This window comes from Oceanobacillus jeddahensis (assembly GCF_000750635.1).
In the GTDB taxonomy this organism is placed as follows: Bacteria; Bacillota; Bacilli; order Bacillales; family Amphibacillaceae; genus Oceanobacillus; species Oceanobacillus jeddahense.
The window spans coordinates 22067-47352 of record NZ_CCDM010000003.1; the positions used below are offsets into that span (position 1 = coordinate 22067).

The 25286-nt window shown below is 34.9% G+C and carries 37 protein-coding genes; 31 read left to right on the plus strand and 6 right to left on the minus strand.

Features of this window, described 5'->3' with window-relative positions; genetic code table 11:
- The first annotated feature begins 220 nt into the window (after positions 1–220).
- From BN986_RS26735 to BN986_RS13395, 5 genes are all read left to right on the plus strand, one after another.
- Positions 221–1375 (plus strand): ArsR/SmtB family transcription factor, encoded by a 1155-nt coding sequence (locus BN986_RS26735; RefSeq protein WP_052400791.1) that lies wholly within the window; start codon positions 221–223, stop codon positions 1373–1375.
- The gene (locus tag BN986_RS13380) at positions 1372–1782 is read left to right on the plus strand and encodes a VOC family protein (protein WP_040980989.1); all 411 of its coding nucleotides are present in this window, start codon (positions 1372–1374) and stop codon (positions 1780–1782) included. Before BN986_RS26735 ends, BN986_RS13380 begins: the two co-directional genes overlap by 4 nt.
- The gene (locus BN986_RS13385; protein WP_040980991.1) at positions 1766–2260 is read left to right on the plus strand and encodes a GNAT family N-acetyltransferase; all 495 of its coding nucleotides are present in this window, start codon (positions 1766–1768) and stop codon (positions 2258–2260) included. The genes BN986_RS13380 and BN986_RS13385 overlap by 17 nt, the downstream gene beginning before the upstream one ends.
- Positions 2261–2479: 219 nt before the next feature.
- Positions 2480–3037, plus strand: a complete 558-nt coding sequence (locus BN986_RS13390) for an isochorismatase family protein (protein ID WP_040980993.1) — start codon at positions 2480–2482, stop codon at positions 3035–3037.
- Positions 3038–3205: 168 nt separating this feature from the next.
- The gene (locus BN986_RS13395) at positions 3206–4345 is read left to right on the plus strand and encodes a tetratricopeptide repeat protein (protein ID WP_040980995.1); all 1140 of its coding nucleotides are present in this window, start codon (positions 3206–3208) and stop codon (positions 4343–4345) included.
- 212 nt (positions 4346–4557) lie between these two features.
- Here the strand turns inward: BN986_RS13395 and BN986_RS13400 are convergent, their stop codons facing one another.
- Both BN986_RS13400 and BN986_RS13405 read right to left on the minus strand, forming a co-directional pair.
- On the minus strand, positions 4558–5520 hold the full coding sequence (locus BN986_RS13400; RefSeq protein WP_052400792.1) for a DMT family transporter: 963 nt from the start codon (positions 5518–5520) through the stop codon (positions 4558–4560).
- A 72-nt stretch (positions 5521–5592) separates the two neighbouring features.
- Complete coding sequence (locus BN986_RS13405; RefSeq protein WP_040980997.1) at positions 5593–6198, minus strand: TetR/AcrR family transcriptional regulator; 606 nt, start codon at positions 6196–6198, stop codon at positions 5593–5595.
- A 237-nt stretch (positions 6199–6435) separates the two neighbouring features.
- Here BN986_RS13405 and BN986_RS13410 point away from each other — a divergent pair, with 237 nt between their 5' ends.
- The 6 genes from BN986_RS13410 to BN986_RS13435 all read left to right on the plus strand — a co-directional run bounded on the left by BN986_RS13410 (position 6436) and on the right by BN986_RS13435 (position 12258).
- Positions 6436–6648: a cation:proton antiporter regulatory subunit gene (locus BN986_RS13410; protein WP_040980999.1), complete on the plus strand. Its 213-nt coding sequence runs from the start codon at positions 6436–6438 to the stop codon at positions 6646–6648.
- A 709-nt stretch (positions 6649–7357) separates the two neighbouring features.
- Positions 7358–8101, plus strand: a complete 744-nt coding sequence (locus BN986_RS13415) for an adenine nucleotide alpha hydrolase family protein (protein ID WP_040981001.1) — start codon at positions 7358–7360, stop codon at positions 8099–8101.
- A gap of 405 nt (positions 8102–8506) precedes the next feature.
- Entirely contained in the window at positions 8507–9619 is a 1113-nt protein-coding gene (gene rpoD, locus BN986_RS13420; RefSeq protein WP_040981003.1) for an RNA polymerase sigma factor RpoD, read from the plus strand.
- Between the two features lie 338 nt (positions 9620–9957).
- Entirely contained in the window at positions 9958–11412 is a 1455-nt protein-coding gene (pdxR, locus tag BN986_RS13425; RefSeq protein ID WP_040981005.1) for a MocR-like pyridoxine biosynthesis transcription factor PdxR, read from the plus strand.
- Between the two features lie 147 nt (positions 11413–11559).
- Positions 11560–12009, plus strand: coding sequence for a YfmQ family protein (locus BN986_RS13430; RefSeq protein WP_040981007.1), 450 nt, complete (start codon positions 11560–11562; stop codon positions 12007–12009).
- Positions 12010–12072: 63 nt separating this feature from the next.
- Positions 12073–12258 carry a hypothetical protein gene (locus tag BN986_RS13435; RefSeq protein WP_040981009.1) on the plus strand — a complete coding sequence of 62 codons (186 nt, stop codon included), beginning with the start codon at positions 12073–12075 and terminating at the stop codon, positions 12256–12258.
- Between the two features lie 225 nt (positions 12259–12483).
- Here the strand turns inward: BN986_RS13435 and BN986_RS13440 are convergent, their stop codons facing one another.
- The 3 genes from BN986_RS13440 to BN986_RS13450 form a co-directional block, all read right to left on the minus strand.
- Entirely contained in the window at positions 12484–13653 is a 1170-nt protein-coding gene (locus tag BN986_RS13440) for a tyrosine-type recombinase/integrase (RefSeq protein WP_040981011.1), read from the minus strand.
- A 104-nt stretch (positions 13654–13757) separates the two neighbouring features.
- Positions 13758–14231: an ImmA/IrrE family metallo-endopeptidase gene (locus BN986_RS13445; protein ID WP_040981013.1), complete on the minus strand. Its 474-nt coding sequence runs from the start codon at positions 14229–14231 to the stop codon at positions 13758–13760.
- 1 nt (position 14232) lies between these two features.
- Entirely contained in the window at positions 14233–14550 is a 318-nt protein-coding gene (locus BN986_RS13450; protein WP_040981015.1) for a helix-turn-helix domain-containing protein, read from the minus strand.
- A 388-nt stretch (positions 14551–14938) separates the two neighbouring features.
- Here BN986_RS13450 and BN986_RS27375 point away from each other — a divergent pair, with 388 nt between their 5' ends.
- On the plus strand, positions 14939–15103 hold the full coding sequence (locus tag BN986_RS27375; protein WP_187378559.1) for a hypothetical protein: 165 nt from the start codon (positions 14939–14941) through the stop codon (positions 15101–15103).
- Here BN986_RS27375 and BN986_RS13455 read toward each other — a convergent pair.
- Complete coding sequence (locus BN986_RS13455) at positions 15095–15484, minus strand: DUF2513 domain-containing protein (protein ID WP_040981017.1); 390 nt, start codon at positions 15482–15484, stop codon at positions 15095–15097. The genes BN986_RS27375 and BN986_RS13455 overlap by 9 nt on opposite strands.
- Before the next feature lie 60 nt (positions 15485–15544).
- Here BN986_RS13455 and BN986_RS13460 point away from each other — a divergent pair, with 60 nt between their 5' ends.
- From BN986_RS13460 to BN986_RS13550, 19 genes are all read left to right on the plus strand, one after another.
- Positions 15545–15727: a helix-turn-helix domain-containing protein gene (locus BN986_RS13460; RefSeq protein WP_040981019.1), complete on the plus strand. Its 183-nt coding sequence runs from the start codon at positions 15545–15547 to the stop codon at positions 15725–15727.
- 16 nt (positions 15728–15743) lie between these two features.
- On the plus strand, positions 15744–16016 hold the full coding sequence (locus BN986_RS13465) for a hypothetical protein (protein WP_040981021.1): 273 nt from the start codon (positions 15744–15746) through the stop codon (positions 16014–16016).
- Between the two features lie 49 nt (positions 16017–16065).
- On the plus strand, positions 16066–16314 hold the full coding sequence (locus tag BN986_RS13470; RefSeq protein ID WP_040981023.1) for a hypothetical protein: 249 nt from the start codon (positions 16066–16068) through the stop codon (positions 16312–16314).
- Positions 16315–16405: 91 nt separating this feature from the next.
- Positions 16406–16711 (plus strand): hypothetical protein, encoded by a 306-nt coding sequence (locus tag BN986_RS13475; RefSeq protein WP_040981025.1) that lies wholly within the window; start codon positions 16406–16408, stop codon positions 16709–16711.
- Between the two features lie 10 nt (positions 16712–16721).
- Positions 16722–17306 (plus strand): hypothetical protein, encoded by a 585-nt coding sequence (locus BN986_RS13480; RefSeq protein ID WP_040981027.1) that lies wholly within the window; start codon positions 16722–16724, stop codon positions 17304–17306.
- A 20-nt stretch (positions 17307–17326) separates the two neighbouring features.
- Entirely contained in the window at positions 17327–17533 is a 207-nt protein-coding gene (locus BN986_RS13485) for a hypothetical protein (protein ID WP_040981029.1), read from the plus strand.
- A 56-nt stretch (positions 17534–17589) separates the two neighbouring features.
- On the plus strand, positions 17590–18012 hold the full coding sequence (locus BN986_RS13490; protein WP_052400793.1) for a hypothetical protein: 423 nt from the start codon (positions 17590–17592) through the stop codon (positions 18010–18012).
- Entirely contained in the window at positions 18009–18308 is a 300-nt protein-coding gene (locus BN986_RS13495) for a VRR-NUC domain-containing protein (protein WP_040981031.1), read from the plus strand. The genes BN986_RS13490 and BN986_RS13495 overlap by 4 nt, the downstream gene beginning before the upstream one ends.
- Complete coding sequence (locus BN986_RS13500; protein WP_244445002.1) at positions 18286–19548, plus strand: helicase-related protein; 1263 nt, start codon at positions 18286–18288, stop codon at positions 19546–19548. Before BN986_RS13495 ends, BN986_RS13500 begins: the two co-directional genes overlap by 23 nt.
- Positions 19548–19796 (plus strand): hypothetical protein, encoded by a 249-nt coding sequence (locus BN986_RS13505; protein WP_040981033.1) that lies wholly within the window; start codon positions 19548–19550, stop codon positions 19794–19796. Before BN986_RS13500 ends, BN986_RS13505 begins: the two co-directional genes overlap by 1 nt.
- Positions 19793–20692, plus strand: a complete 900-nt coding sequence (locus tag BN986_RS13510) for a YqaJ viral recombinase family protein (RefSeq protein WP_040981035.1) — start codon at positions 19793–19795, stop codon at positions 20690–20692. Before BN986_RS13505 ends, BN986_RS13510 begins: the two co-directional genes overlap by 4 nt.
- Before the next feature lie 4 nt (positions 20693–20696).
- Positions 20697–20906, plus strand: a complete 210-nt coding sequence (locus tag BN986_RS13515) for a hypothetical protein (protein WP_040981037.1) — start codon at positions 20697–20699, stop codon at positions 20904–20906.
- Positions 20907–21833: an AAA family ATPase gene (locus tag BN986_RS13520; RefSeq protein WP_040981039.1), complete on the plus strand. Its 927-nt coding sequence runs from the start codon at positions 20907–20909 to the stop codon at positions 21831–21833.
- A 43-nt stretch (positions 21834–21876) separates the two neighbouring features.
- Positions 21877–22350, plus strand: coding sequence for a DUF669 domain-containing protein (locus tag BN986_RS13525; RefSeq protein ID WP_040981041.1), 474 nt, complete (start codon positions 21877–21879; stop codon positions 22348–22350).
- A complete protein-coding gene (locus tag BN986_RS13530; RefSeq protein WP_040981043.1) occupies positions 22350–24068 on the plus strand; it encodes a DNA polymerase B in 1719 nt (572 codons plus the stop codon). Before BN986_RS13525 ends, BN986_RS13530 begins: the two co-directional genes overlap by 1 nt.
- Positions 24069–24275: a hypothetical protein gene (locus tag BN986_RS13535; RefSeq protein ID WP_040981045.1), complete on the plus strand. Its 207-nt coding sequence runs from the start codon at positions 24069–24071 to the stop codon at positions 24273–24275. It abuts the gene before it with no gap.
- Between the two features lie 181 nt (positions 24276–24456).
- A complete protein-coding gene (locus BN986_RS13540; RefSeq protein WP_040981047.1) occupies positions 24457–24642 on the plus strand; it encodes a hypothetical protein in 186 nt (61 codons plus the stop codon).
- Positions 24635–25009, plus strand: a complete 375-nt coding sequence (locus tag BN986_RS13545; protein ID WP_040981049.1) for a hypothetical protein — start codon at positions 24635–24637, stop codon at positions 25007–25009. Before BN986_RS13540 ends, BN986_RS13545 begins: the two co-directional genes overlap by 8 nt.
- Positions 25002–25286, plus strand: a complete 285-nt coding sequence (locus tag BN986_RS13550; protein ID WP_040981051.1) for a hypothetical protein — start codon at positions 25002–25004, stop codon at positions 25284–25286. The genes BN986_RS13545 and BN986_RS13550 overlap by 8 nt, the downstream gene beginning before the upstream one ends.

Below are 25286 nucleotides of genomic sequence, written 5' to 3' on the forward strand. Positions count from 1 at the left end.
TCCTAATTTATGATTTTTTTCACATGTTACAATAAAATGAATTTGTGTGTTTATTCACAAATCATTCAAAAAGTATATTTCATCCATTATACATATAACTTAAAAAGCTGGCTTTTAAATAACTCTTATTCAATCACAAAATAAACAGCTCTTTGACGAAGAATATATTTTATATTAATATATTCAATATACGGATATTGAATATATAGGAAGTGATGAAGTGGAAAGAAATTTATTTGTATCAGCTTTACCAAAAACAAAGCTGGATGCAGTCGATTCCTTAGGAGTCTATATTTTTACAAATATTCAGCTAGTGGATTACGATTTAAACAGTTCTTCAGCGCAGAATCGATGGATCAGGGATTTTTCGGATAACTTATCAAATACCGCCAAAAGTGATTTGAAATTATTAAGAACCATTTTTGCGCATGGTGTCATTTTAAGAGATTTCTATATTAAAAAGAATTCTAATTTAACCATGAATTGGGATGCATTTATAGATTGGTGGAAGCAGCTTGATAAATCAGCCATGATGGAACTGATTATTGATGGAATTAAAGAAACCATAGACTATTACTATAAATATCTGCCTCGTATGCCTATTGTGGAAGAGGTAATGCAAGAAGTTTGCCTGGATGAAAAGCAATTACAAGATCCTGAAAATCGTAAGAAAGCTGTGAAAGCAGTATTATTCAGCTGGTCAGTTTCTGCTGAAGAGGCAGACAACATTGCAGAGGACTATGATAATGTAGCTTATATTAAAGAAAGCATTATCAGATTGTTACACAGTTTTTGGAGTGCTGGATTGGAAAGACAGTGGGAAGAGAAGCAGGAAAAGTTAGCAACATGGGTGAGACAGCAAAAGTCTTTACTGGAAAAAACCTATCGGACAAATGGAGAAGCAATTTTTGAAATAACAGGCTTATATCCAGATACAACTGAGTTGGAGAATATAAACAGAGCAGAATTTATAACTTTTATTCCTGTCTCTAATATGGAAAGATTACTTTCTTTTATTCAATTCGATAAACATGTTTACCTGATGTTTGATCCTCAAGTAGAAACGGGTGGAAATAAAGAAAAGCTGGCAGATTATTATGCTGCTTTTGAAGGATTGGGTGATAAGACAAGGTTGCAAATCATTGATTTATTAGCTGAAAACAAAGAAATGTTTGCTCAGCAGATGATTCAACAGCTGAAACTGAAGCAAAGCACGGTTTCCCGCCATTTGAACCAGTTACAACAGTCTAACCTTGTTACGGTGCATCAGGAAGGAAATGCAAAGTACTTTTCACTAAACAGAGATGCGCTCCAAAAAGTAGCGGAAAGCTTTCATTCATTTTTAAATAGGGAAAGAAGAGGAGAAAAAAAATGACTGATTTTCAAATTGAAAAGTTAAATACAATCGTTGTTCCAGTAAAAGACTTAGACAGGTCCACTGCATTTTACAAGAATGTATTGCATTTAGAGCAAGGCTTTACAGACAAAAGCATGGCTTTCTTTTCTGTAGGAACTCCAGAACATAAAACATCTATATTGCTGCATATTATTGATGAGCCTGAACCGGTGGAAAAGGGGATTGTCATAGAATTTCTGGTCGATAATGTTATTTCAGCTGTTTCATCGTTAAGAAATAGAAATGTCGAAATTGTACAAGATCCTACTGATCGTCCCTGGGGTGTGAAGGAAGCGGTGATTGCGGATCCGGATGGATATAAAATTTGGATAGTAGAAACCGTATCGGGAAAGCAGGGGGAGATAAATAATGAATATAGTTATTGAAAGAGCGGCTGTAGAACATGTCGATGCCATTGCTGCTATTTGTTCTTTTGGCTGGAAGCAAACCGTAGAAGGAAAGTTAAGTGAGGAGTACCAGAACAAGCATGCCATAGAATGGTATCATCATGAACGGGTTAAGTCAGATGTAGAAAAAGGTTCATACACCCATGTTGCTATGGTTGATTCAAAAGTAGCAGGCGTTATTGGCGGGGCGATAATGGAGCCTGGGGTCAGCCGGGTTTTTGTATTGTATGTAGATGAAAAATACCGATACCAGGGAATAGGAAGGCAATTATTAAATATACTTACAGAAGAACATAAAGAAGAAGGAGCTAAAAAGCAACGGGTGTCTGTACAGGATGGAAATCAAAGAGGGATCCCTTTCTATGAAGCAAGAGGATTTCGATTGCAGGAAAAGAAAAACGGGGTGACGGATACAGGAGAACCGTTTGTTAATCTGCAGTATTCGAGGAGATTATAAAATTAATCTGTATCAGGATGAAATTAAATTTTTTAGAAAAATAGTCTGTTTATTATGATAAAATGAAATTACCTTAGCTTGAAAAGGTTTATCATAAGGAATTTAATTCAAGGAGGCGTTTATATGACAAAAAATAGAAAGTATGGAATAAGCAAAAAAGGGATAACGCCTAACTAACCAGTTATATCGTAATTCCCTAAATCGGAAGGGGACGAAAGATTGAATCAAGTATTATTAATTATTGATGCACAACAAGAATTAGTGGATGGAAATCATGAAAGAAGCGCAGTTTTCCAAAAATCACAGCTTATTGCTAATATTAATCTAGTAATTGAAAAAGCGGAAAGAGCAGCTGTGCCGGTCGTATTTGTAAGGGATTTAGATGTCAGTGATGGAAAAGGAAGCGGATTTGAAATTCACAAGGATATCCATGTGCCGACTGATGCGAAAATTTTCGATAAATCTGCTACAAACGCTTTTTATGAAACGGGGCTGTTGGAATATTTAAAGTTACATCAAATAAAACATATTGTTGTTATGGGTTGCGAAACACAGCATTGTATTGACAGTGCCGTCAGAACAGCAACCATTAATGGATTTGATGTCACGTTAGTTGGAGATGGACACTCCAATCTGGGGAATAAATTGCTAAATCCAGAACAAATTATAAAGCATCATAACGAGACACTTCATGGACATTATAATGTGGATCACTTTTCCATTATAAGAAACGCAGAGGAAGATTTACTTCATCCAACGCAGGATTCATATAGATAATTTGATATAAAAGCGGCATATATCTGTGCCGCTTTTATGATTTTGAGAATTATCTGCCGGCAAAAGATTTGTGAAAACAGTCTTGGGTATCTCTTCCATTTGCGTTCCTTTTGTACTATAATAATAATGTTATTTTAATGAATTATTTGTCAAATCAAGGAGGATAAAATGAAGAAAGAGCGAATTATTATTTTTATGTCATTATTATTATTTATTGCGGGGTGTAGTTCCTCAGAGGAGACTGCTTCATCAGAATCTTCGGAAGAAAATGCAGATACAGAACAAGCGGATTCGGAAGAAGAGGAAGTAGAAAGTGACATAGAAAATGAAACGGATGTAGATGAGGAAGAAGATCGATCCTCTTCTGGTTCTAATACGAGCGCGTATTTATTATCTATAAAGCTAAATTCATTATATGCAAATGGGGAATATGAGGAAGCACTGGAATTAATCGAAGAAGGCTTGTTAGAACATCCCGAAGAAGCGGTTCTTTATAATGATAAGGGCTATATTCTGGTTGAACTTGGCAGACTGGATGAAGGGATAGAAGCATTAGAAAAAGCGATTGAACTTGATGAGACGCTGGAATCTGCCCATAGTAACCTTGCTTATGCATTAATTGATTTAGGCGAATATGAGGAGGCTATGGATGCTGCACAAATAGCGATTGATTTAAACCCGGATGCTCCAGAACAATATGTTGCTATGGGAAATGCGCTTACGATGCTTGAAAGAGATGAAGAAGCACTGTCTTATTTTGAAGACGCATTAGAAATTGATCCTCAGGCAGATTTCGCTTTGTATGGTATGGGAGCTAGTCTGCTCTTTTTAGATGAAACGGAAGAAAGTATTGTCTACTTAGAAGAGTTTTTGAAACAGCATCCGGAAGATGTTGATGCGCTGGATATGCTTGTATATGCTTACGAGCTTTTAGAGGATTATGAAGAAGCGTTGAATTATGCTGACGAAGTATTAGAAGTGGATGATGAAATACATATCATTTATAATCTGGATTATAAAGGCATCCTTTTAACAAAAGATGGGCAGCTGGAGGAAGCAGAGGAGCTCTACGAAAAAATGCTGGAAGAACATCCTTTAGATAAAGGAATTGCTTATTATGGTCTGGCTTTCATCGATATTGAGCGCGGCGAGATAGAAGAAGGCTTGGATCATTTGGAAGAAGCAATGGATGAGGATCCCAGCTTAATTGATTATGCTGTGACAGATCCTATGTTTGAAGATGTTTTAGAAAATGAAAGATTTATAGAGCTGGTTGAATCTTATGAGGACTCATTTAATGAACTATAGTTGAGAAAAGCAATCATTTTTTGCTTTTCTGCAGGTTTATCAGTAAATTAAATAACTATTATATACTTGATTAAAATATATTGAACAGAAATGAATAACTGGCTGTTTATTTTTCAACTTAATACACACGGTTACCTGGAAAATAAATATCTAATTATTTGCAATCAATATGAATAAATACTTAAAAATACCTTCAAAAGCACGTTTTCACGTTATAAACTATGTTCGGGAATTTTTTCTTTATTAATTCGCCATATCCCAAAAGATACACCAGCAATAATAAAGAAAATACTGACCCACTCCAAAATAGAAGGGAATGATGACTGATAAATAAAAGAATAAAGCAGTCCGAATAATGACTCAAAGACAATCATCATTCCTGCCATGGAGACTGTCAGGCGAATCGAAGTTTGATTCCATGCCCATGTTGCAACCCACGAAGCAACAATGCCCAACACGATCACACCAATGAAATATGACATTAAGCCATCTTTCGCTAAAAGATTACTAACTAGTTGCTGGTTTGTCAGCCAGCTAATAATCAAAACGAATAAAACGAGTGTTAATGTTTGCATGCCAACCATGGTAGAAAATAGATTAGCAGAAACCTGAGATTCTTTTTTTAAAAAGTTGGCATTAGATACCCCGTACCATGTCCATAAAGCAAGTGCAATAAAACAGCATAGAAACCCTAATAAAAAATTACTGCTAAAGGCTGTAGTGCCGCTGCTTTCTCCTTGCTCGCTGCCATACAGCAGAAAGATTCCAACTAATATAGAACATGCGGGGATAACCATAATTTTAAAAGGAAATTCCTTATTCCATAAATTCCCGGTCACACTAATAAGAATAGGCAGTGTTCCAATAATCAATGTTGTAACGGTTGCTCCTGCATATTGAATCCCCAAAACTAGAAAAAAGAAGTATCCTACGTTTCCGATAAATGCATAAAGCAGTGCTCTAGACCATATTCTTAATGGAGTACGGTCTGTATGTTTTTTAAATACCATAAAGAAAAGAAGCGAGTACAAACCATACATCAAATAACGTCCTAAAGTAATTTCTAATGATGAGAAGCTGGAAAGCATATTCGGAATTAGAAAAGCTAAAGCCCAAGTTGCTCCGGCAAGCATGCCAAATACTAAACCCAGAAACGTTGAATAATTCGTTCCCAATGCTATTTTCCTCCTATATAACCAACAGTCTGTTTTGAATGATGATGGAATAAATTGTCCATGCTATTTCTTTTAATGGTTTGAATCAACAGATGCGATACCATATAGAAATGTATCGATAGCTTTTGCATATAGATCTAATGTTTGTTTCATATCTAAATCCCTGCACGTATTATTTAATCCATATAATAACGTATCAAAAATCTTTGCTAATAATAACGCGTTATCTGATTTGAATTCGCCAGATGCGATGCCTTCTGATAATAAATTTTGACTATAAGATATTCTGGTATTGATTGTTTTGTAAAGCTGATTTTGCACCAAAGTATTGGACTTTTCATGGCTGAAAAATTCATCGGCTACATCTGTCAGGGGATGATTATAATCGTTGATCACAAAATGTTTTGCAATCCCATGCAGTTGTTCAGTTGCAGAAGAATACTGCTTTTTTTGTTCCTCCCACTGTTCCATCCATTCCTTTTCCCATTCATCAAGTACATATATAAAGAGTCCTTCTTTATTTTCAAAATGATAATAAATATTTCCTTTACTTACTCCTGTTGCTTCGGAAATATTTTCAATAGACGTGGAAGCATAACCTTTCTGAATAAATAGGTGTTTTGCAGCTTCAGCAATCTTTTTCTTTGTCATCATACTTTTTGTTTGTTTCTTGTTCAAAGAGTTCACTCCTGTTTATTTTGGTTTGAGCGCAATTTAGACTTATATTAAATTAATAGCTTATCGTTTTGAACGCTTCCTTCTTTTTGAATAATTACTGACCAATTGTTCTAAATCTATCATAATATGGGTACTGAAACAAGTGATTTTTGAATAGAAAGGTCAGCTATTGACTGCCATAAAACTCTATGATAATATTTTAGAACGATCGTTCAGTTAAATGGTGAGGAGGCGGTTATGTATATCATTTATAAAACAAAGCTGCAGGACTTAGGATTTGAATACAAAATGCATACGACATTTGGAGATTTCTTTTTTCTGTTCCAACACACAGATGGAATGTATGAAATCGTATTTCATGACAGCAAAGATAAAAGGGGATCTATCCTGCTTGATTCCAATGAAGCTGAAATTTTATCCCGGCTATTGGATCCGGAACAAAGGCTATAACATCGTTGCAAATGAAAGTTACTACTGATGAAAGTTTTGAAAGTATATAAGAGAAAAAGGGATAAAAAATAACCAGATACAGTGCTGATTTAGTATGATTAAGCAAGGAACTTATAAAATCTCCGGAAATGATATTGATAAAAACCGCGGCATAGTAAAAGCTATTAGTGTATGAAGAAGCTTTTAGTTTGTAAAAAATCAGCAATAAAAGCTTGCAACTTAGGAAGAAACAAAGCATAAACTAGCGTAAGAAATACAATACAATAAATCAATGTAGCAGCAGGTTGATTCCCTTTATAATAACAGTAATAATCTTTCTTGTTTGGTAAAAATGAGATCTATTTTTTTGTCTTGTTTTAGAACGGTCATTCAGTTTTGTTTGGTAATACAGTAGGGAATGAAAGAATATTTAGTTATGGATGTACCATGATAGTAAAAAGTTAAGGAGGTGAAGAAAATGACCGATTCAGATACGGAACCCTATTTTCATAATTATTTTGGGTTAAGGATATACGTGTTTATCTTTGAACTATTAGAAAGCCGAAAACATAAGTGTACATTTCTCTAGGTTTTCGAATAGCGGCTGGCAAAGGCAAAGACGTATATCCTTAACCCTCCCAAAAAAAGAATCTTATTTTCAAGGTATACAGTATTCTTCAGTGAATGAAATATTGCTATAGCTTGTGAATAGGTGACACAAGGAGGCAAAATGACATTAAAATTAAATCATCATGTACTGGTATGTTTAGAAGAAAAGAATTACAGCCGCAAAGTTCTGTTAAGAGGAGCGTTATTGGCAAAAAAATATGGATATACGTTTGAAGTTTTATTCTTCTGCTCCGTTGAAAGCCGATATACTATGTTTCACTTGCTAAACTTAGCAGAAAGCAAAAAACTAAGTGAAAGATTAGGAGCAGAAAAGTTTACGATTAAGCGGACAAAAAATGAATGGAAAACAGCTAAAGAATTAGTTTCTGCAGCTAAAAATAATCATGTGAAAGAAATTATTATGTCGGGAGCGAAGCCAAATAATAATGTGAACAATCCGTTTTGGAAAAGAGCTTTCTTCTCCGATAAATACAATTATATTTTAAAAAATATACCGGATATTATTCTGGTTGTGATTAATCACAGCGAATATAATCCCTTTGAAAAAGAAGTCCATAAAAATGGAAGACAAAGTTATTTAGTAAAGAAAAATGAAAATAGAACAGCTTATTTTCTTAGTGATAATCCTTTTAGAGAAAAAGATATCTCTGGGCTCTTTTTTCAAGAGAAGAATACGAATGAATATAACGGTATTTTTGCTTTTATCCGTAATGGGAAAGTGAGATATGTTTATATACGCCACGGCAAAACAAATAAAAAGATAGAAGCTGAAAGAATGAATGAAAATGCAACGCTTTATCACGGAGAACCATCCGTAAAACTCCCGTCTCCAAATAAAGTGTAAAAATAAATTTATTTAGGCGGGAGATCAGGTGAACTAACTCCCTGAATCACTTAGGCTAACGCAGTGGGGGAAGAACAGCAAACTAAGTTCGCGGCGTCCTGGGGCTGAGGCTGGGTCTGGGACTGCGATTACTCGTCCCATCGAAAACCATTGCGATTACTCGCCCCATCGTAAAGAGTTGTGCGTCAAAAACTCCCACTGAGTGAAGTTTCGTTTTATGGGTAAATGGATTTTTGAAAACAAACCAGAAAATGGAAAAATCCGAACTAGTTCATGCAGGTATGTGATATGCTTCCATGAATAATCGTTCGGACTTTTCTATAAGGAAGAACTTTGTTCATTAAAAAGGGCAGGATTGAGAATAAAACAGAAACCGAATGTAACTATTTGGAAGGAGGGAGAGGTATGGTCATGCAAAAAACGTTGCATAAAAAAGAATCAGATCTAACATTAGAGCAAGCAAAAGAAAAACTAGTTGAAACAGGTAAGAAACATGGTGTGCTTGCTTATAAAGAGATAGCTAATTTATTGTCTAAATTTGATTTAGAAGCGGAGCAAATAGACATATTATATGAATACCTGGAAGGGCAAGGTATTCATATAATAGGGGAGCTTGAGAATGATTCTGAAATGGGGAAAATAACAAAGGAAGAAATAAACCTAAATGATCAAAGTGTGCCTTTAGGAGTTAAAATAAATGATTCTGTTCGTATGTATTTAAGAGAAATTGGCAACGTAGATTTACTGACTCGAGAAGAAGAAATGACATTGGCTGCTCGTATGGAAGAGGGAGACGTGGAAGCGAAAAGAAAATTAATGGAAGCAAATCTTCGCCTTGTAGTCAGCATCGCAAAACGCTATGTAGGCAGAGGGATGCACTTGTTAGATTTAATCCAGGAAGGAAATATAGGGTTATTTAAAGCAGTTGAAAAATTTGACTATCGAAAAGGATTTAAATTCAGCACCTATGCTACCTGGTGGATCAGACAGGCGATTACTCGATCAATTGCTGATCAGGCACGTACAATCCGTATCCCAGTGCACATGGTGGAAACAATCAATAAATTAATTCGTGTTCAACGTTCCCTGCTCCTTGATTTAGGTCGCGAGCCAGTACCAGCAGAAATTGGTGAAGATTTGGGATTAAGTCCAGATAAAGTTCGAGACATTCTAAAACTTATTCAAGAACCAGTCTCCTTAGAAACGCCTATAGGTGATGAAGATACTTCCTATTTAGGTGATTTTATTGAGGATGAAGAAGCAATATCACCTTCTGATTATGCGGCGCATAATTTGTTAAAAGAGCATTTAGAGGAAGTACTTGATACGCTCCCTCTCCGAGAAGAAAATATTCTTCGTCTCCGATTTGGATTGGATGATGGAAAAACAAGAACACTGGAGGAGCTTGGGAAAGTATTCGGTGTAACTAGAGAGCGTGTCCGCCAAATTGAAACCAAAGCATTACGGAAATTAAGACATCCGAGACGCAGTAAACGATTAAAAGATTTTCTTGATTAGTGTGCGATACAGTTGTAAGAGACGTTTGATTTTAAACGAAAAATAATTAAATTATTATCTATTTATCTAAGTCCGATAACTGCTTGTTATTCGGACTTTTCTATGGCAAAAATAAATCCTGAATCATATCGTCTGTTAGTTGCTAATTAAGGCGATTATTCGCTATGATAATAAAAGGTATCTTTTTGTTTTATTTCTGTTATTGGAAATAAAGCATGCCTCATAAAGAGTATTCAAAGTCAAAAATAGATAGATTTTTGTATGTTAATCAAGAGCAAGAGAGTAAACATAAATCACAAATAGCATGTTTAAATCCACAATACAATCGAGGAATCCATATGCACTTTAAATTAAATCGTTCCATAAAAACACCGTTATACAAACAAATAGCAGCTTATATTGAAAATGGAATTTCTACTGGTGAATTTTCTCCTGACAATCCACTTCCTTCAGAACGCCATTTAGCAAAAGAACTGCAAGTTAACCGCAGCACGGTAGTTGCAGCTTATGATGAACTGCAATCAATAGGGCTTGTTGAAAGAAGAAAAGGTAGCGGGACGCATATAAGTACGGATATTTGGGGAATATCCGATAAAAGAATACCTAATTGGGGGAGGTATGTTGAAGACGGTTCATTTCTCCCTAACCTGCCATTAGTTCAAAAAATACGGACTGAAACACAAAATGATGAGATGGTTAATATGGCGAGCGGGGAGCTAGCTGCTGACCTGTTTCCATCAGAACAATTTCATTCTATTTTTAAAGAGAAGCCTTTTACAGAACAGCTTGGGTATGATCATCCTCAAGGAAATATCCATTTACGAGAAACGATCTCCAATCATCTTTATGCATATAAAGGTATTACGGTTGATGCAGAATCTATCCTAATTACTTCTGGTGCACAACAAGCACTTCATCTTATTGTACAATGTTTATTGAAGCCAGGAGATGCAGTAGCGATAGAAGACCCATCATATGCTTACTCCTTGCCTTTATTTAAATCAGCAGGTTTACGTGTCTTTTTACTAAAGAGTGATGAAAAGGGGATCAAACCTGTAGATATAATTGAATTGCATAAAAAACATCGTATTCGAATGGTATTTATCAACCCTGATTTCCAAAATCCGACTGGTATGCAGATGCCTTTAAGCAGACGAAAAAGAATATTAGAGATTTCATCGGAATATGGTATTCCTATTATAGAAGATGATCCGTATAGTATTACGGCGTTTAATGGAAATATTGCTTTTTCCCTAAAGCGGATGGATATGAATGGAAATGTATTATATATCAGTTCATTATCTAAAATTGTTGCTTCCGGGTTACGAATTGGCTGGATTGTTGGGCCGAAAAAAGTGATTCAACGATTAGCTGATGCAAAACAACAGATTGATTTTGGACATAGTATTTTCCCGCAGTGGGTTGCAAATGAGTTTATTGGATCTTCACAATTTGATGAACATATTCTGAAGATAAGACAGCAGTTGGAAGTTCGCAGGAAACAACTGTCAAAAGCACTTATATACTTTTTAGGAGATAAGATAGATTTTCTGGAACCAAACGGCGGAATTCATCTATGGTGCCGGCTCAACGAACCTGTGGATGAATTTCAATTACTGGACGAATCTCTAAATAGAGGATTTGCTTTTGTTCCCGGCTCCATTTTTGGTGAGAGTAAAGGGTTCGTTCGTTTTACTTATGGTAGAAGTACACCTGCAGATATTTGGGAAGGGATATCCAGGTTTTCAAAAGCTCTTCAATATTTAAATGAAAAGAACAATGCAGCAAAATAATTCATCCACTCATCCATAAAGTGGATGGGTTATTTTAATAAGAATTGGATGGTATCAATTTTTAAATATACGATACAATGAAATTAGGCTATGCAGCCTTATTAGAAAGTTAGAAAATGTAGCCGATTAGGGAGATGGAATTCGAAAATGACATGGACATTTATATTAATTACGATAGCAGGAATTATATTGAAATTTTTAACCAGCCCTCCAAGTGCTTTGGTTGGCTGGGTTTTAAATAAATTTGAGTTACACCCAAAAATCGATAAAACAAACAGTATCATAACATTTGATGGAGCTTATCTAGAAGGTGATGAAAAAAATAGATTTATAAATTCTTTTAATGAAGCTCAATTTTTATACAAGAATCATATCTTTCCAGGCAAGGAAGCATTATTTCTCCATCCCGAAACAAATATTACGCCATATATTATTCACTATAAAAAGAAAAATAAAGAAATAACATTCCATGTTTTCAATTATGAAAATCATGTTGATGTCGTAAAACAATGGAAGAAAAAGATTATTTCCTACACACTTGATTCAGATTACCTGCAACAAGTTGCTTTTACAGATAATAATATGCGTAATGTATGATGCTGTTCAAAGTAGTGGTGTTGATTACTTCATTAGAATTTTGGATAGAAGGGGGAGGGCGTAATGAATACCCTTATTATACTGGTTATTGTTGTATGTATTCTTGCATTGATTGGAACGCTTCTTGTCACAAAAATGCTTGATGAAAACTACGACCGGAAGAAAAGTTTTTCAAGTCTTTCTTATATTTATTTTCTTGGTCTGCCTGTGGTTATTCTGGTGTCTGTTCTTATATGGGTTTTTATCTAGGGGCTGGCGTTCGTTTAATAAACTAATGATAGAAGAAGGATAATCACATTGAAATATTCTTGATAGGATTAAAAACTGGCTGAACGTTATAATAGTAAAAAGAGAGGGTAGTCCTCTTTTTTTTATTGTACAAATATGAAATTATTGGATAATGAGAGAGTATATTATATACTCTTTTATTTCGCTGATTAAGCTTGTGGTATAGGGGGGGAGAGGCTAATTAATTTAATTAGCCCCACTTGCAGCCCCAAGACTGGCAGAGAATAATTGAACAGCTTTGTTCTCTGTTTCTTTCAAAGTGTGTCCATAAACTTCATTAATCATTTTGGTTGAATTTCCTAATCGGTCGGCAATGGCTTTAGGTGGTAATCCTAAATTGAGTAATACTGTAGCATGAGTGTGTCTTAAACCATGTAAAGTAATCTGTTTTAGATTTCCTTTTTCGATAAGTCTGTTAAAGGTGGCGTTCGGCGAATGACAGGTTATTGGGTTACCTAACCTTGACGTAAAAACTAAATCATCATCTTTAAGATGTTTCCCATACTGGAATTTTATTTCTTTACACCATTTTTTATAGTTCTTCAAATGTGATAGAACCAAATCATCAACAGGAATGGTTCTATAACTGTTTTTACTTTTAGGTGATCTTATTCCAATGTGGTCCCTTGTACGTTCAACTGTAATGGATTTTGAATCAAAATCAATATCGTTCCATTGCAAACCCAGAGCTTCACCTTTTCTTAACCCTGTATATGCTAATGTCAATACAAGACTATAATTTGTTTCTGTTGAATGTTCTTTAGAAAATGAAAGAAGTTTATTTAGTTCATTTTCATCAAGATAGTTATCCTTAATACCTTGATGGTCTTTTTCAGGTACAGATACTTTTTTAAAACGATTACGTAATAATATTTCATCATCCACAGCTGCATTGATGCCTGATTTAAAAATTGTGTGGTACAGATGCACCGAACCAAACGAATAGCCCTCGATCAATTCATTAATAAATTCACGCTTATAGGTGGATTTGTCTAGCGTAGATAATTTATAGTTACCTAACAAAGGTTTTATGTGCATTCTTAATATACGTTCCCTCTGTTTACGTGTTGGTTCTTTCCAATCTTTCTTATTAGTCTCGTACCAAATATCAAACCACTGCGAAATAGTAATTTGGTCTTTTTCAACCTGTTTCATATTCCTATCTAACAGATCAGCCTTTACCTTTAAAAGAGCTTTCAAAGCTGCGTCCTCTGATTCAAAACTACTCTTTTTCTTCTCTTTCCGATTACCAAAAATATCTTTGTACTTGTGACGATACATCCATAATTTTTCACCTTTTTTATTGGTGTACCAGTATAAATCTTTGTCTTTTTTTGACTTGTTTAATTTAGCCATAGTTTATTAATCCCTTCATTACGCGGACAGGCGTGCTTGGGGACTTTTCGAACCTAGCTATGTTATCACCTCCTTTAAAGTAAGAATGTATGTTCTTTTTGAGGTTAAATTTTTTTAACACCTAGCCATTCGACTACACCTAAAGGTTCGAAACTTATAACATAATTTTCATATATAGCAGTAGTTCCGTATTTGTCTTTATATCTCTCTAAAGCATCATCTAAAAAAGATTCAGTAACCCCCAGGTAATCTGCAAATTCGTATCTATTCTTTATGTGTTTTTGGTGAGCTTGTACTATTTTGGAAAGAGGAATTACTTCTTCATACCCCCAAATCCTGGCACGTAACTCTTGTTTACGATTGGTGATCTTTGATTGATCAGTTATGTCACCAACAGATGTGTGATAATGTCCTAACTCTTCTGCTAATACACTTGCTTTTTTTGCAGCAGAATCTAATTGATTCTTATTAAGCCATATAACGTTATCGCTATATAAACCTTTGATTTTTTTCTTTAATGGTACTTCATAAACATCTATTTTATATGCATTAGCATGATCTAATAACTTTTCGTACATATTAACCCCCTTTTCTCTTAGATCGAACAAACTCCTTAAATCTTTCAAGTTCTTCTAATTCTTCTTCAGTCCAATCTTCACCATCATGATGTGCAGCAATGGTTTCAGGCTCTGTATATCTTTTTACATCAGTTCGACCAAGAAGGTAATCAACAGATACATCAAAGTAATCTGCTACTGCTTGTAATTTATTTATTCCTGGAGTAGTATTATCCCATTTTCTAATCTGTCCGTTAGAAATACCTGTTTTCCTCTCTAACTCAGCTATAGTTATCTTTTTCTCTTTACACAAAGATTTTATTTTATCCACTAAACTCACTTATACCAACCTTTCGAGAGCTTACGAATAAATAAAATATCAAATAAGTTATTTTTCGTGTTGACAATTAGTTTATTTGATAATATACTATGTTCATAAGCTTTTTAGTTAGCAAAAAAGACAATAAAAAATACGACCTATCCAAATACATTTTTACGCTGGGGAGCTGACAAAATGTGATGTTGCAGGCTTTTTATGGTCTTATTTAGCTATGTATTGATAATATCATATAAGCTAATAAGGGTCAATAACTTTTGCTAATTAATTAGCTTATTTACTAATAAATAAATGCGCTGTGATACCGAGCCAACGACGGTATACCTTGTACAAACTTATAGCTTATACAGCGGTAGCAACGTTAATAAATAAGATGGGAGGGGATTAAGTAATGGATGATGTAATTGTTTATTCAAAAAAAGATGGCGTCAATAGATTGCTATCCATCGACACCAATGATTTATTATCACTTATGACATTTATTGAAGATAAGTATCCAAAAGAAAAAGAGTTTGCTTATGCACTTGTTGATGGTGTGGAAATAAAGCTATTCTGATCCGTCAATTATATAGTGATTTTCAATAACACTCCATGCAATTTTGGACATTAAAGTCAATGAGATACTGCTTAGTTTTGAGGCAGATTTCTTAACTATTTTCCATACTTTATTATCTCTAATATTGTCTAAGAATTGGTGACCGTCCCAAGTTATTTCACTAATGCCATAATCTATCCAAGACCCATTTTCAAAAGATCCATTAGCGTGAATGAAATTTGCTTCTTTTAATTTTCTTGTAGCGTATTCGATTTCTTCCGGTGAGTAGTTGAATTCTTTACCAAATACGTTTTCAAGTTCGGATTTATAGATGTGTTTACCGAGTTCTTGTTTTTCAATATAGAGTAATAAATTACGAACACAATCTTTATTCAGCTTCATATGTATCACCCCCTATCAAAACAGATAGGGACATTATACCAAAAGAAAGGAGACAACAACATGTCAGAGGATTTAAGTATTAGAGTTCGCAATGAGCTTTATAAAAAGAAAATGAAACATGCTGAACTGGCTCAAATGCTAGGAATATCCGGCGCATATCTATCAGATATTCTAAACGGAAAAAGAACTGGGCCAAAGGCTCAAGGTCATATAAAGCACATTAGAAAAATTTTAGGTATTTAAGTGAGGTGAACAATACATGATACCAACAACAGAATTAAATATCTCGATTAATGAACAAGAATTAAGGGAGTATATCGACAACGAACTAAGTAAACAGATTCACCAGCAATTAGTTCTAGCAGACATTAATAAATTATCAGAATTAACTTGTATGTCTGTTAAATACTTGGAAGATGAATTGCTTCATGATCCAAGAATTAGAGTTCATGAGGTAAGAAAGAATCGAAAACGTTGGTGGGTTGCTCAGCCTACATTTAAGGCAATCGTAGAGATTGTGTCTGAGTGGTAATTAAAAAATAATACGCGGACAGGCGTTAACTCTAGGGAGAGGACAAACCATGCAGGAAAATAAAATAACAGATCATTATTTAACTGAAGATATTGACCAAGTGTTTGAAGCAATTGAACGTTTTTCATCTGCAGCAATGAAAGGATTTAAATTAGCTGAAAACGCACAGTTTGAAATGAAAAATGCTCTTATTAATGAAATGGAAGCAGCTTACGCAAAACTTGAAATGCTTCACGAGAAGAAAAAATTAATTGATGATCGGAACAAAGCAGAGCAGACAAGGCAGTTAATGTTCTGATATGGATAAAACAGATGTTTTTTATCTGGTAGCGTATGGTGCAGCTTTGTTTTTCCTGTATCAAATGATGACTTATTAGGAGGTTATAAGGATGGATGAAAAGTCAAAATTAATGGCTGAAATTACTTTGCTGGCAATGAAGTTGCAAAATGAAACAGATTATGCGGTTTTCGTAAACCTCAGCGGCCACGTGGACAAAATGGAAATAAGCATTTGTAGGTCGAAGAAAAATTATTCAAATGAAATTGCAAACTGCGAATTCTATGTTAATAAGGACTATTCTTTTAAACGAATGCAAGAAGTAAAAGAAATATTGCTTGCCTTTATTGAAGAAAAGAAAGTAGACGTAAGTCAACTGAATTATGATATCGAAGAAATCAAGCACTATTATTTTTAGGAGGTAGAACATGCAAAAGATTAAATTGACACCGGAACAATGGGAAGCTATAGAAATCAGGAATTCACCTGATCAAAGAGCTTTGGTTGTGGAGCATCATGTTAAAAAAAGATGGACCAATTTAATAAATGAATGTCTTAACGAATTATCCACGGAAGAACTTTGCAGAGTGCTTTACGAACCAAACAGCTATGAAGTTATGCCGGAATTTAAAGAAGGTGACTGGGTGATTAACTATAGGGGAGATATCGGAAAAATAGAAAGCGTTTCTGATAACTGCATTTACGCAGGTAAATGGTATGAAAGCCCAGGAAGCGAAAGTTTAATGTATTGCAGACAAGACGTTTTTGATCATCACGCCAACGAAGAGGAAAAGAAAAAAGGTTTCTGGTGGTCGATTGGGCGTGAAGTGGATGAATACAGAATGGACGACTTTGTTTTTGTTGAATCAATGGGTTATGGGTTTATTCGTTCAGGATTAAATTTCATGGATGATTATAGAGTAGTTGAATTTATTGAAAACGGAGAAATAAAAGGGTGCCATGTACACCTTTTACGCTTAATTACGAAAACAGATGAAAGATTAGATAAGTAATTTTAAAGGAGGTGATTAAATTGCAAGAAGTCAACCTGTTCTATGACCGGCATCCAATAAAAATTATCGGTCAAGTTACTGGAAAGACATATGCAGAAGGTGCAGAGGCAGATTGCTTTAGGTTTTTAAAGGATAAGCACCCAGGAGAAACGATTCATAAAGGAGCTTATCTCGAACCGTTGCAGGTGATAAGGGTAAAAGAAAAACCCACTGACGGCAATCAGTGAGTCGCTAAATAAAAAACTATTCAAGTGGATAATACCACGAAAGGAGATTTTTGTACATGAATGATTTAAATGTTCGTACGGAAATTAAACAGTCGGAAATTAACGGATTGTTCCAGGAAGTGGAGCAACTTAAAAAAGATAGAACACGCATGAAAGAAACAATAGATAAAAAAACGGAGAAGATTATTTCCCATATTTTAAAAAACGGAAATGTTCTTGCTTATAAAAACGATATGCCACATGTGCTAACTGTTAAAAATGTTGAAGTGAAGAAATTCGATAAATCAGCATTAGCGGCTGATTTAGATATGACTGCAAAAGAATTGAATCTCATTGGTGTTGCTGAATTGGTAGAACGGAATCGCATCACTTCCGAGAGATTGAAAGAATACGAGTTTTATGAGAATGATCAACGCCTGAAAGTTACTAAAGCAAAGAAAAGAGATATGGAATTAATTCTTGGTGGTCCTAGGATATGAGTGGTCAAGGCCCTGAAAAACGAATTGAAAATAAAATTAAACGCTATTTAGATTCAATAGGCGCATGGCACATGAAGGTGCATGGCTCTATGTTCACTAAGTCAGGTACGCCAGACATTATTGCTTGTGTGCAAGGTGAGTTTATTGCTATTGAGGTAAAGCGCCCAGAAGGCGGAAAGGTAAGTGAGTTGCAAAAGGTACAGATTGATTTAATACACAAGGCGGGAGGTCATGCTTTTGTTGCCCGAAGTCTTGAAGAAACGAAGGCATATTTTGAAGAAAACTATCTTGTATGAGTTTCAGCAGAAGCTTTTAAACAGTATTGATAAAGATTACATCATCGCTGCTGATACTGGAACTGGGAAAACGATCATGGCTATATACCATTACTTGCGATTTACCAAAGGTGAGCCGTTATTGATTGTTGCTCCACCACAAAAGATTAAAGAATGCGGATGGGACCGTGATATTGAACTAGTTTCCAACAAACATGAAATAGAAATCGATTATGAAATGCTGTCTTATGGTGTATTGGCAAAGAAGTGGAAAGAGTATAAAGGCTACTTTGTTGTTTTTGACGAATGTCATTACGTTAAAATGCCAACTTCTCATCGCGGGAAAGCAGCTATGTTTTTAACAAGGCACAGTACACACTTTCTATTGTTGTCTGCTACTCCTGCCAGTAATGGTTGGGGAGATACTATGAATTATTTCATTATGTTTGGTTTTGAGAAAAATAAAACGCAATTTGAAAAGCAATATGCCATTAAAGAACCATTATATAGAGCAGGTAAACCTGTCATGTACGGCGGTAAACAGATGGAAAAGGTTGTTGGCTGGAAGCAGGAAAAGCTATTAAAAGAACGATTTGAATCTTTTTCTATCAAACTTTCAAAAGATGACGCGTTAGATTTACCACCGTTGGTGTTTGAGGATATCCATTTCAAAAAGTCATCTGAATACAACAAGATTAAAAAAGATCGAGTTCTAACAATTGATGGTGAATTGATAGCTTACGATACTCTTCCTAAATTACAGCATGGCTTACGTTATTACGCCAATCAATCAGATAAATTAAAATACGCTGAAATGCTGGCAGAAGGTACAAGCGAGAACATTGTTATCTTCTATTATTACCAGGAAGAAAAAGAGCAGCTAAAAAAGGTTATGAAAAAGCTTAAGAAGGAAATCTTTGAAGTGAGCGGGCAAACTACGAAACTACCAAAAATGAAACAAATTGCTGATGGTTGGCCTTTAACCTGGGATTATTTGAATAACAGTGTAACTCTTGTCCAATATATGGCTGGCAGTGCTGGGATTGAATTGCAATATGCCAACGTGGTTGTTTTCTACACACCAACATACAGCTTTCAAGATTATGAACAAGCGCTTGGTAGATCGTATAGAAATGGACAAGTCAAAAAGACAACCGTCTACCGTTTTATTACAAAAGGTACCGTTGAAAAAGATATTTATGATCGTTTGAAAGAGAAGAAGGATTTCACAGAAGAATTATTCCGAAAGGGGATTGAGTGATGATTACAAAAGATATATATATCAGTGGTGATGAATACCTATTGATTTTAGAAACAGACCAAGCTCCATATAAAGCTGAATTATATAAAAGGGATAATAAGGAAACGAAATATATTTCCCAAAATCATTTTATGGGTGCACAAGAAATTAGCGCTCATTTAAGAGGTTGGATTCTTTCAGCTGCTTATAATTTCAATAAAAATAATGTCTTTAAATCAATTATAGAGTGGGATGGGGTGATTGAATGAATAACTTACTCACGCAAGCAGACGATAACGTAACGAAGAAACGTAATATGTATTGTGGAGGAAGTGATGTACCAACCATTCTTGGATTAAACAAATATAAAACACAGTTTGAACTGGCACAGGAGAAAACAGGCATTAAACCATCTGAATTTAAAGGGAATGAATATACGCAATTCGGTAATGCCTTAGAACCGCAGATTAGAGATTATATCAATGGAGTAAATGAAACACTTTTCGTTGAAAAAACCATAATTGATGAAGAAAAAAACATTCGGTCCAATGTAGATGGATTTGACGCTGATTATGGTTTGCTTCTTGAAATCAAGACACATGGAAAAAATCCAACGTTAAAAGTCTATGAATCTCAAATGCATTTATATATGTGGCACCTTGATATCAAACACGCATGGTTAGCTTTGTATGAGCGTCCTGATGATTTTGATACAGAATTTGATGCAGAGCGATTACAGATTAAAGAAATTAATCGTGATGAAGAATATGTTCAAAAAATATTAGATGCGATTGAAACTTTTTGGATCCGCTGTGAGGCGTTAAAAGACAATCCGAAAATGACAGAGCAAGAGTTTCTGGATTATGGACAAAACGATGTAGCAGTATTCGCTAATCAAGTTTCTAAACTAGAAATGAAATTAGCTGGTTTTAAAGAATTAGAAAAGCAATATGAAAAAGCTAGAAAAGATCTCCATGATGCCATGGAAGCCTATGATATTAAAAAATATGAAACGGATGTTGTCACCATTACAAGAGTGCTTCCTGGTGAAAAAAGACAATTTGATAGTAAGACATTTAAAGCAGATTACCCAGAGTTAAGCGAGCGGTATCAAAAAGTCAGCAAAACTAAGGGTAGTGTTCGGATAAAAGTTAAGGAGGCGTGATCGGATGTCAAATAAAATTAATGTTTATGGAGAAGCAGTATTAACGGTACGATTCGATGTTGACCTTCCTTTGTCGGAAGATGAATTTGAATCACTATCACAAAAGGAACAGGACCAATTAATTGATACAAAGATAGATTGGGTAGAAGCAACTAAATCAGCTGAAATTGATAATTTCGATATTTATGAATTTAGAAAGGTGGATGAAAAATAGATGGGAGTTTTACCAGAAAATAAACGAAAAGTAGCAAAAGAAACACCGAGGAATTTTGTAATCTATGGAGGAACAATGCATGGGAAAACCTATTTTGCAGATGAGTTTCCGAATCCATTAAACCTAAATACTGATGGCAATGCGGCAATGATTGAAACACCTAGCTTAAATATTGCCAATAAACGTAATGCAAAAGGTGAAATTGTTAAAAGTGCATCAGATTTTCTTTCCGACATTATCTTGGAGTTGGAAACAACCAATCACTCTTATCAAACGGTTGTTATTGATGTGATTGATGATGTGATTACCATGTTTGAACAAGAAATTACAGAAGAACACAAAGTAAAATCTGTCGGTGATATTGCCTGGGGGAAAGGTCATCAAATGTTAGAAATGATGGTTCGTGTCCTGGTCATGAGATTAAAAGAATTATCTATGAAAAAACAGATCAATATTCTTTATTTATCACGATTGACCGTTATTGAAGAAAATGACGTAGAAAAGCATTTACCTAGTTTGAAATTAAAATGGTTGAACATTGTTAATGGAAACTCTGATTACACTATTCTTTGCCGTAAGATTGGTAAAAACTATATCCGTAAAGTAGAGAGTAAACGGAAAAATTATGCTCGTAACAAAGTGGATGATGAACAGATTGCTAGTCTTTTAGATACAGTCGTTGGTGCATTTGATAAATCCAAACAGACCAAAACAACTGATGCGAAAAAAATCGTAGCTGAACAAGACAAGCAGGAAGAAGCACAGCGAATTGCTAAACAGAAAGAAAGAGAACAGGCTGAGCAATCTGAACAGGCCGAGCAGAAAGAGGAACAAGCTACCCAGGATAAAGAGCAGTCTGAGCAGAAAACGGAACAAGCTAAGCAGTCAGCTTCCAAACCAAGGCCGCCTAGACCTGTTACTAAATAAAAAAATAACAACAAATCTTTAATAAAGAAGGAGAAATGAAATTATGAATTTAAAAGCAATGGCGCAAGAAATTATGGAAGAGGGTTTCAACCCAAAAACGGATGCAGTCGGTGACGATTTTGAAAATCTTCCGGATGGAGAATATGACGGTATTTTAACAAATGTCAGCTGGAGAAATAATGATAAAGGCACGGAATGGTTATCTTTTGAATTCGAATTATTAAATGAAGGCTATGAAAACCGTAAATATTTTGGAAACATCTTTTTCTCCAATGAAAAAATGATGCAGCTTAATTTAAAACGTGCAATGAAAACCGCATCTATTTTAGATGTTGAATTGAATATTGATGATTTTGAGGATACAGATGCGCTTGTTGAGAAATTAAATGAAGGTGCAGGAAATCAGTGCCTGCTTGAGCTAAAAACCAATAAGAAAGGTACGTTTCAAAATTGGGAAGCAAAAGAGGATTTAGGGTTCGGTTCCGGTGACTACGGTGATGTTCCGTTTGACGTATAATGTTTACTTTTTATGATTGCGAAGTATTTAAATACGATTGGCTGTTTGTCTTTATCAGTGATGAAGGAGAGGTAACAGAAATACACAATGACAGGGACGCATTAGAGCGTCACCTGTCTTCTCTCCAATATTTAGTTGGATATAACAATTACGCTTACGATGACAAAATAACGGCCAGCATTTTAAAAGATATTGATCCTTATGAAACATCACAAAAAGTCATCAATGATAAAAAGTTCAATTTGAAGTTACAGAACCCTGTCACATTAGATGTAATGCAAGAATTAAAAGGCTTGAGCCTCAAAGAAGCACAAGCGAACTTAGGGCAATCCATCATCGAAACACCAATTGATTTCAACTTAAACAGAAAACTGACAAAAGACGAAAATAATCAGGTGTTTTCTTATTGTAAAAATGATGTCCAGGAAACCAAGCAACTATTTGAGAAAAGAGAAAGTTATTTCTCCACCAAATTTGAAATGGTTAAAGAGTTTAATTTGCCTGTAACTTCCTTAAAGAAAACACAAGCAACACTTGCAGCTGAGATATTAAAAGCTGTCCCTGGAACAGAAAAGAACCGTTTAGAAATAAAATATGATGAACGTTTAAAAAGTGATGAATTACCGAAACCAATTATAAATTTTTACCAAGAAATAGAATCGGAATACCAGCAAGGTGTAGATTATTCCGTTTTAGAGAAAAAGAAATTCTCCTATAACCTGGCGGGACTTGAACACATTTACGGGTTTGGTGGATTACATGCTGCTAAAGAAAAATATAAGGGTGAAGGAAATTACATGCAGATAGATATTTTCAGTTTTTACCCTTCTCTTATCATTAATAACCATTTTCTTAAAAATATGGACGAATTTAAGAAAATCTATAATACAAGGAAACAATTAAAGCTTTCCAAAGATAATAAAGAAACGGTTTATAAACGCATATTAAACAGTGTTTATGGAGCAATGAAAAGTAAGTATAACAAGCTCCATTTTCCGCAAATGGCAAATAGCATTGTCGTTAATGGTCAATTGATTATGACGCATCTCATTTGCTTGTTAGAAAGCCATTGTGAGCTGATTCAGACCAATACAGATGGAATTATCATCAAGTATGAAAATGGCTTCGAGAAGAACCTTATGAAGATATTAGAGCTATTTGAAAAGCATTATGAATTGTCTTTTGATGTGGACCTGATTACAAAAATAGCGCAGCGAGATGTTAATAACTATGTCTTTCAGTATAAGGACGGTTCCGTTAAAGCTGTGGGGCGTTTTGCCAATTATGAAGGTGGAGGATTTGAAAGAAATAGCTTAACTATCATTGATAAGGCGTTAGTAGATTATTACATCAATGGCATAAAACCAAATAAAACCGTTATTGATGCATGGAAATCTAAGAAATTCGAACTCTTTCAGTTGGTTTCTAAAGCTGGAAAATATGACGGAATGGCTCAGGAAAAGAAAGAAGATACGCTGTTTGAAGGAAATTACAGCACCCATTTTATTAAACTTCCGAAAACAAATCGTATTTTTGCAACTAAAAATAAATACGCCGGCTCTGTTTATAAGACACGAAATGGAGCAGAAACCAAATATACGAAAGTACCTTATACCAGCGAAAACTGTCTTGTCTGGAATGATGAGCTTTCCAAATTGGACAAGCGGCATTTAGATTTGAATTGGTATATAAAACAGATAGAAGGGTGGATGTTTTAAATGCTAAGGAAAGTATTATTAGATGTTGGGTTTTATACCTTGATTGTAGTAGCTTTATTATCTGCCGTTTATATGATGGTTACGATCAATAACTTAAATACGGATATAGAGCAATTAAGGCAGGAAAATCATGAGATTAGGGAGCAAAGGAATGAATTAATTGATGCGGTGTGGAGTAATAATAACAGGCAGATGATGGGGGAATGAGTATGTTTATTGAATTGACAGTAGCTAGTGGCGGTAAGTTGCTATTAAACACCGTAAACATTGAAGCGATTCAAGATAGCAGAAATGACGCAATAGTTGGATTGACCAGTGGAGAAGGATGAATCCTATGAAGAAATTAAAATGCTGTTGAGACAGGCTGCTAAAACAGGATGGTGATTAAATGTTTTTAATACTATTACCAGTAGTATCTGGCGCCATGTTAATTATAAGTGCTATTTCTTTTTTATTCGGGAATTCGCCCGTTATGTGGCAAATCATTTCAATTTATTTATTGACGGCAATGCTCTTGTTCGAAGATGCATTTGAGGCATATCAAGAGGAGAAGGGGAGGAATCGTGATGGATAAAGATTATTTTAGACTGAGTGAATTTTTGGAAGGTAGATCCAATAGATATGGTGAAAATGTTGTTGATATCGTTATCGATCTTGTACGGAAGCTGGAAGGCGAGCTAAAAGATAAAGAAATAATCATCCAGTCTGCAAGAGCAGAAATCAGAGAAAAAGATGAATTCTTAGAGAAATCAGAAGCTGATAACCAACGCTACACAGAGGTTTTAGAGTTTTATGCAGATATTAAAAATTGGACAGAGTCAACAGTCAGTAACCACTTTAATGCTCCAGATGACCCTGTTTTAATGAAAGAACCACCTGCTGCAATAGAAGATAGTGGTGAAAAAGCACGGCAAGAATTGGAGGAATCGAACAATGACTAAACTAAGAGGTCATGACGTTGAATATCGAAATGGTCAGTATGTGTTTGCTGATAATGGCAATCCTACTGCAACAACTTGGCAAGACAGACCGTGCGGATATTGCGGCTTATATAACACGCCAGAGGGGCATGATGGCTGTCTGGGAACTCTTCCTAATGTTATGAACGCCTGCTGTGGTCATGGTGATTCAAACACAGCTTATGTGCAATTTGATAAAGAATCAACTTTGAGAGGACAAGAAGCAATAGAAAAGATAGAAAAATTGAAAGGAGAATAA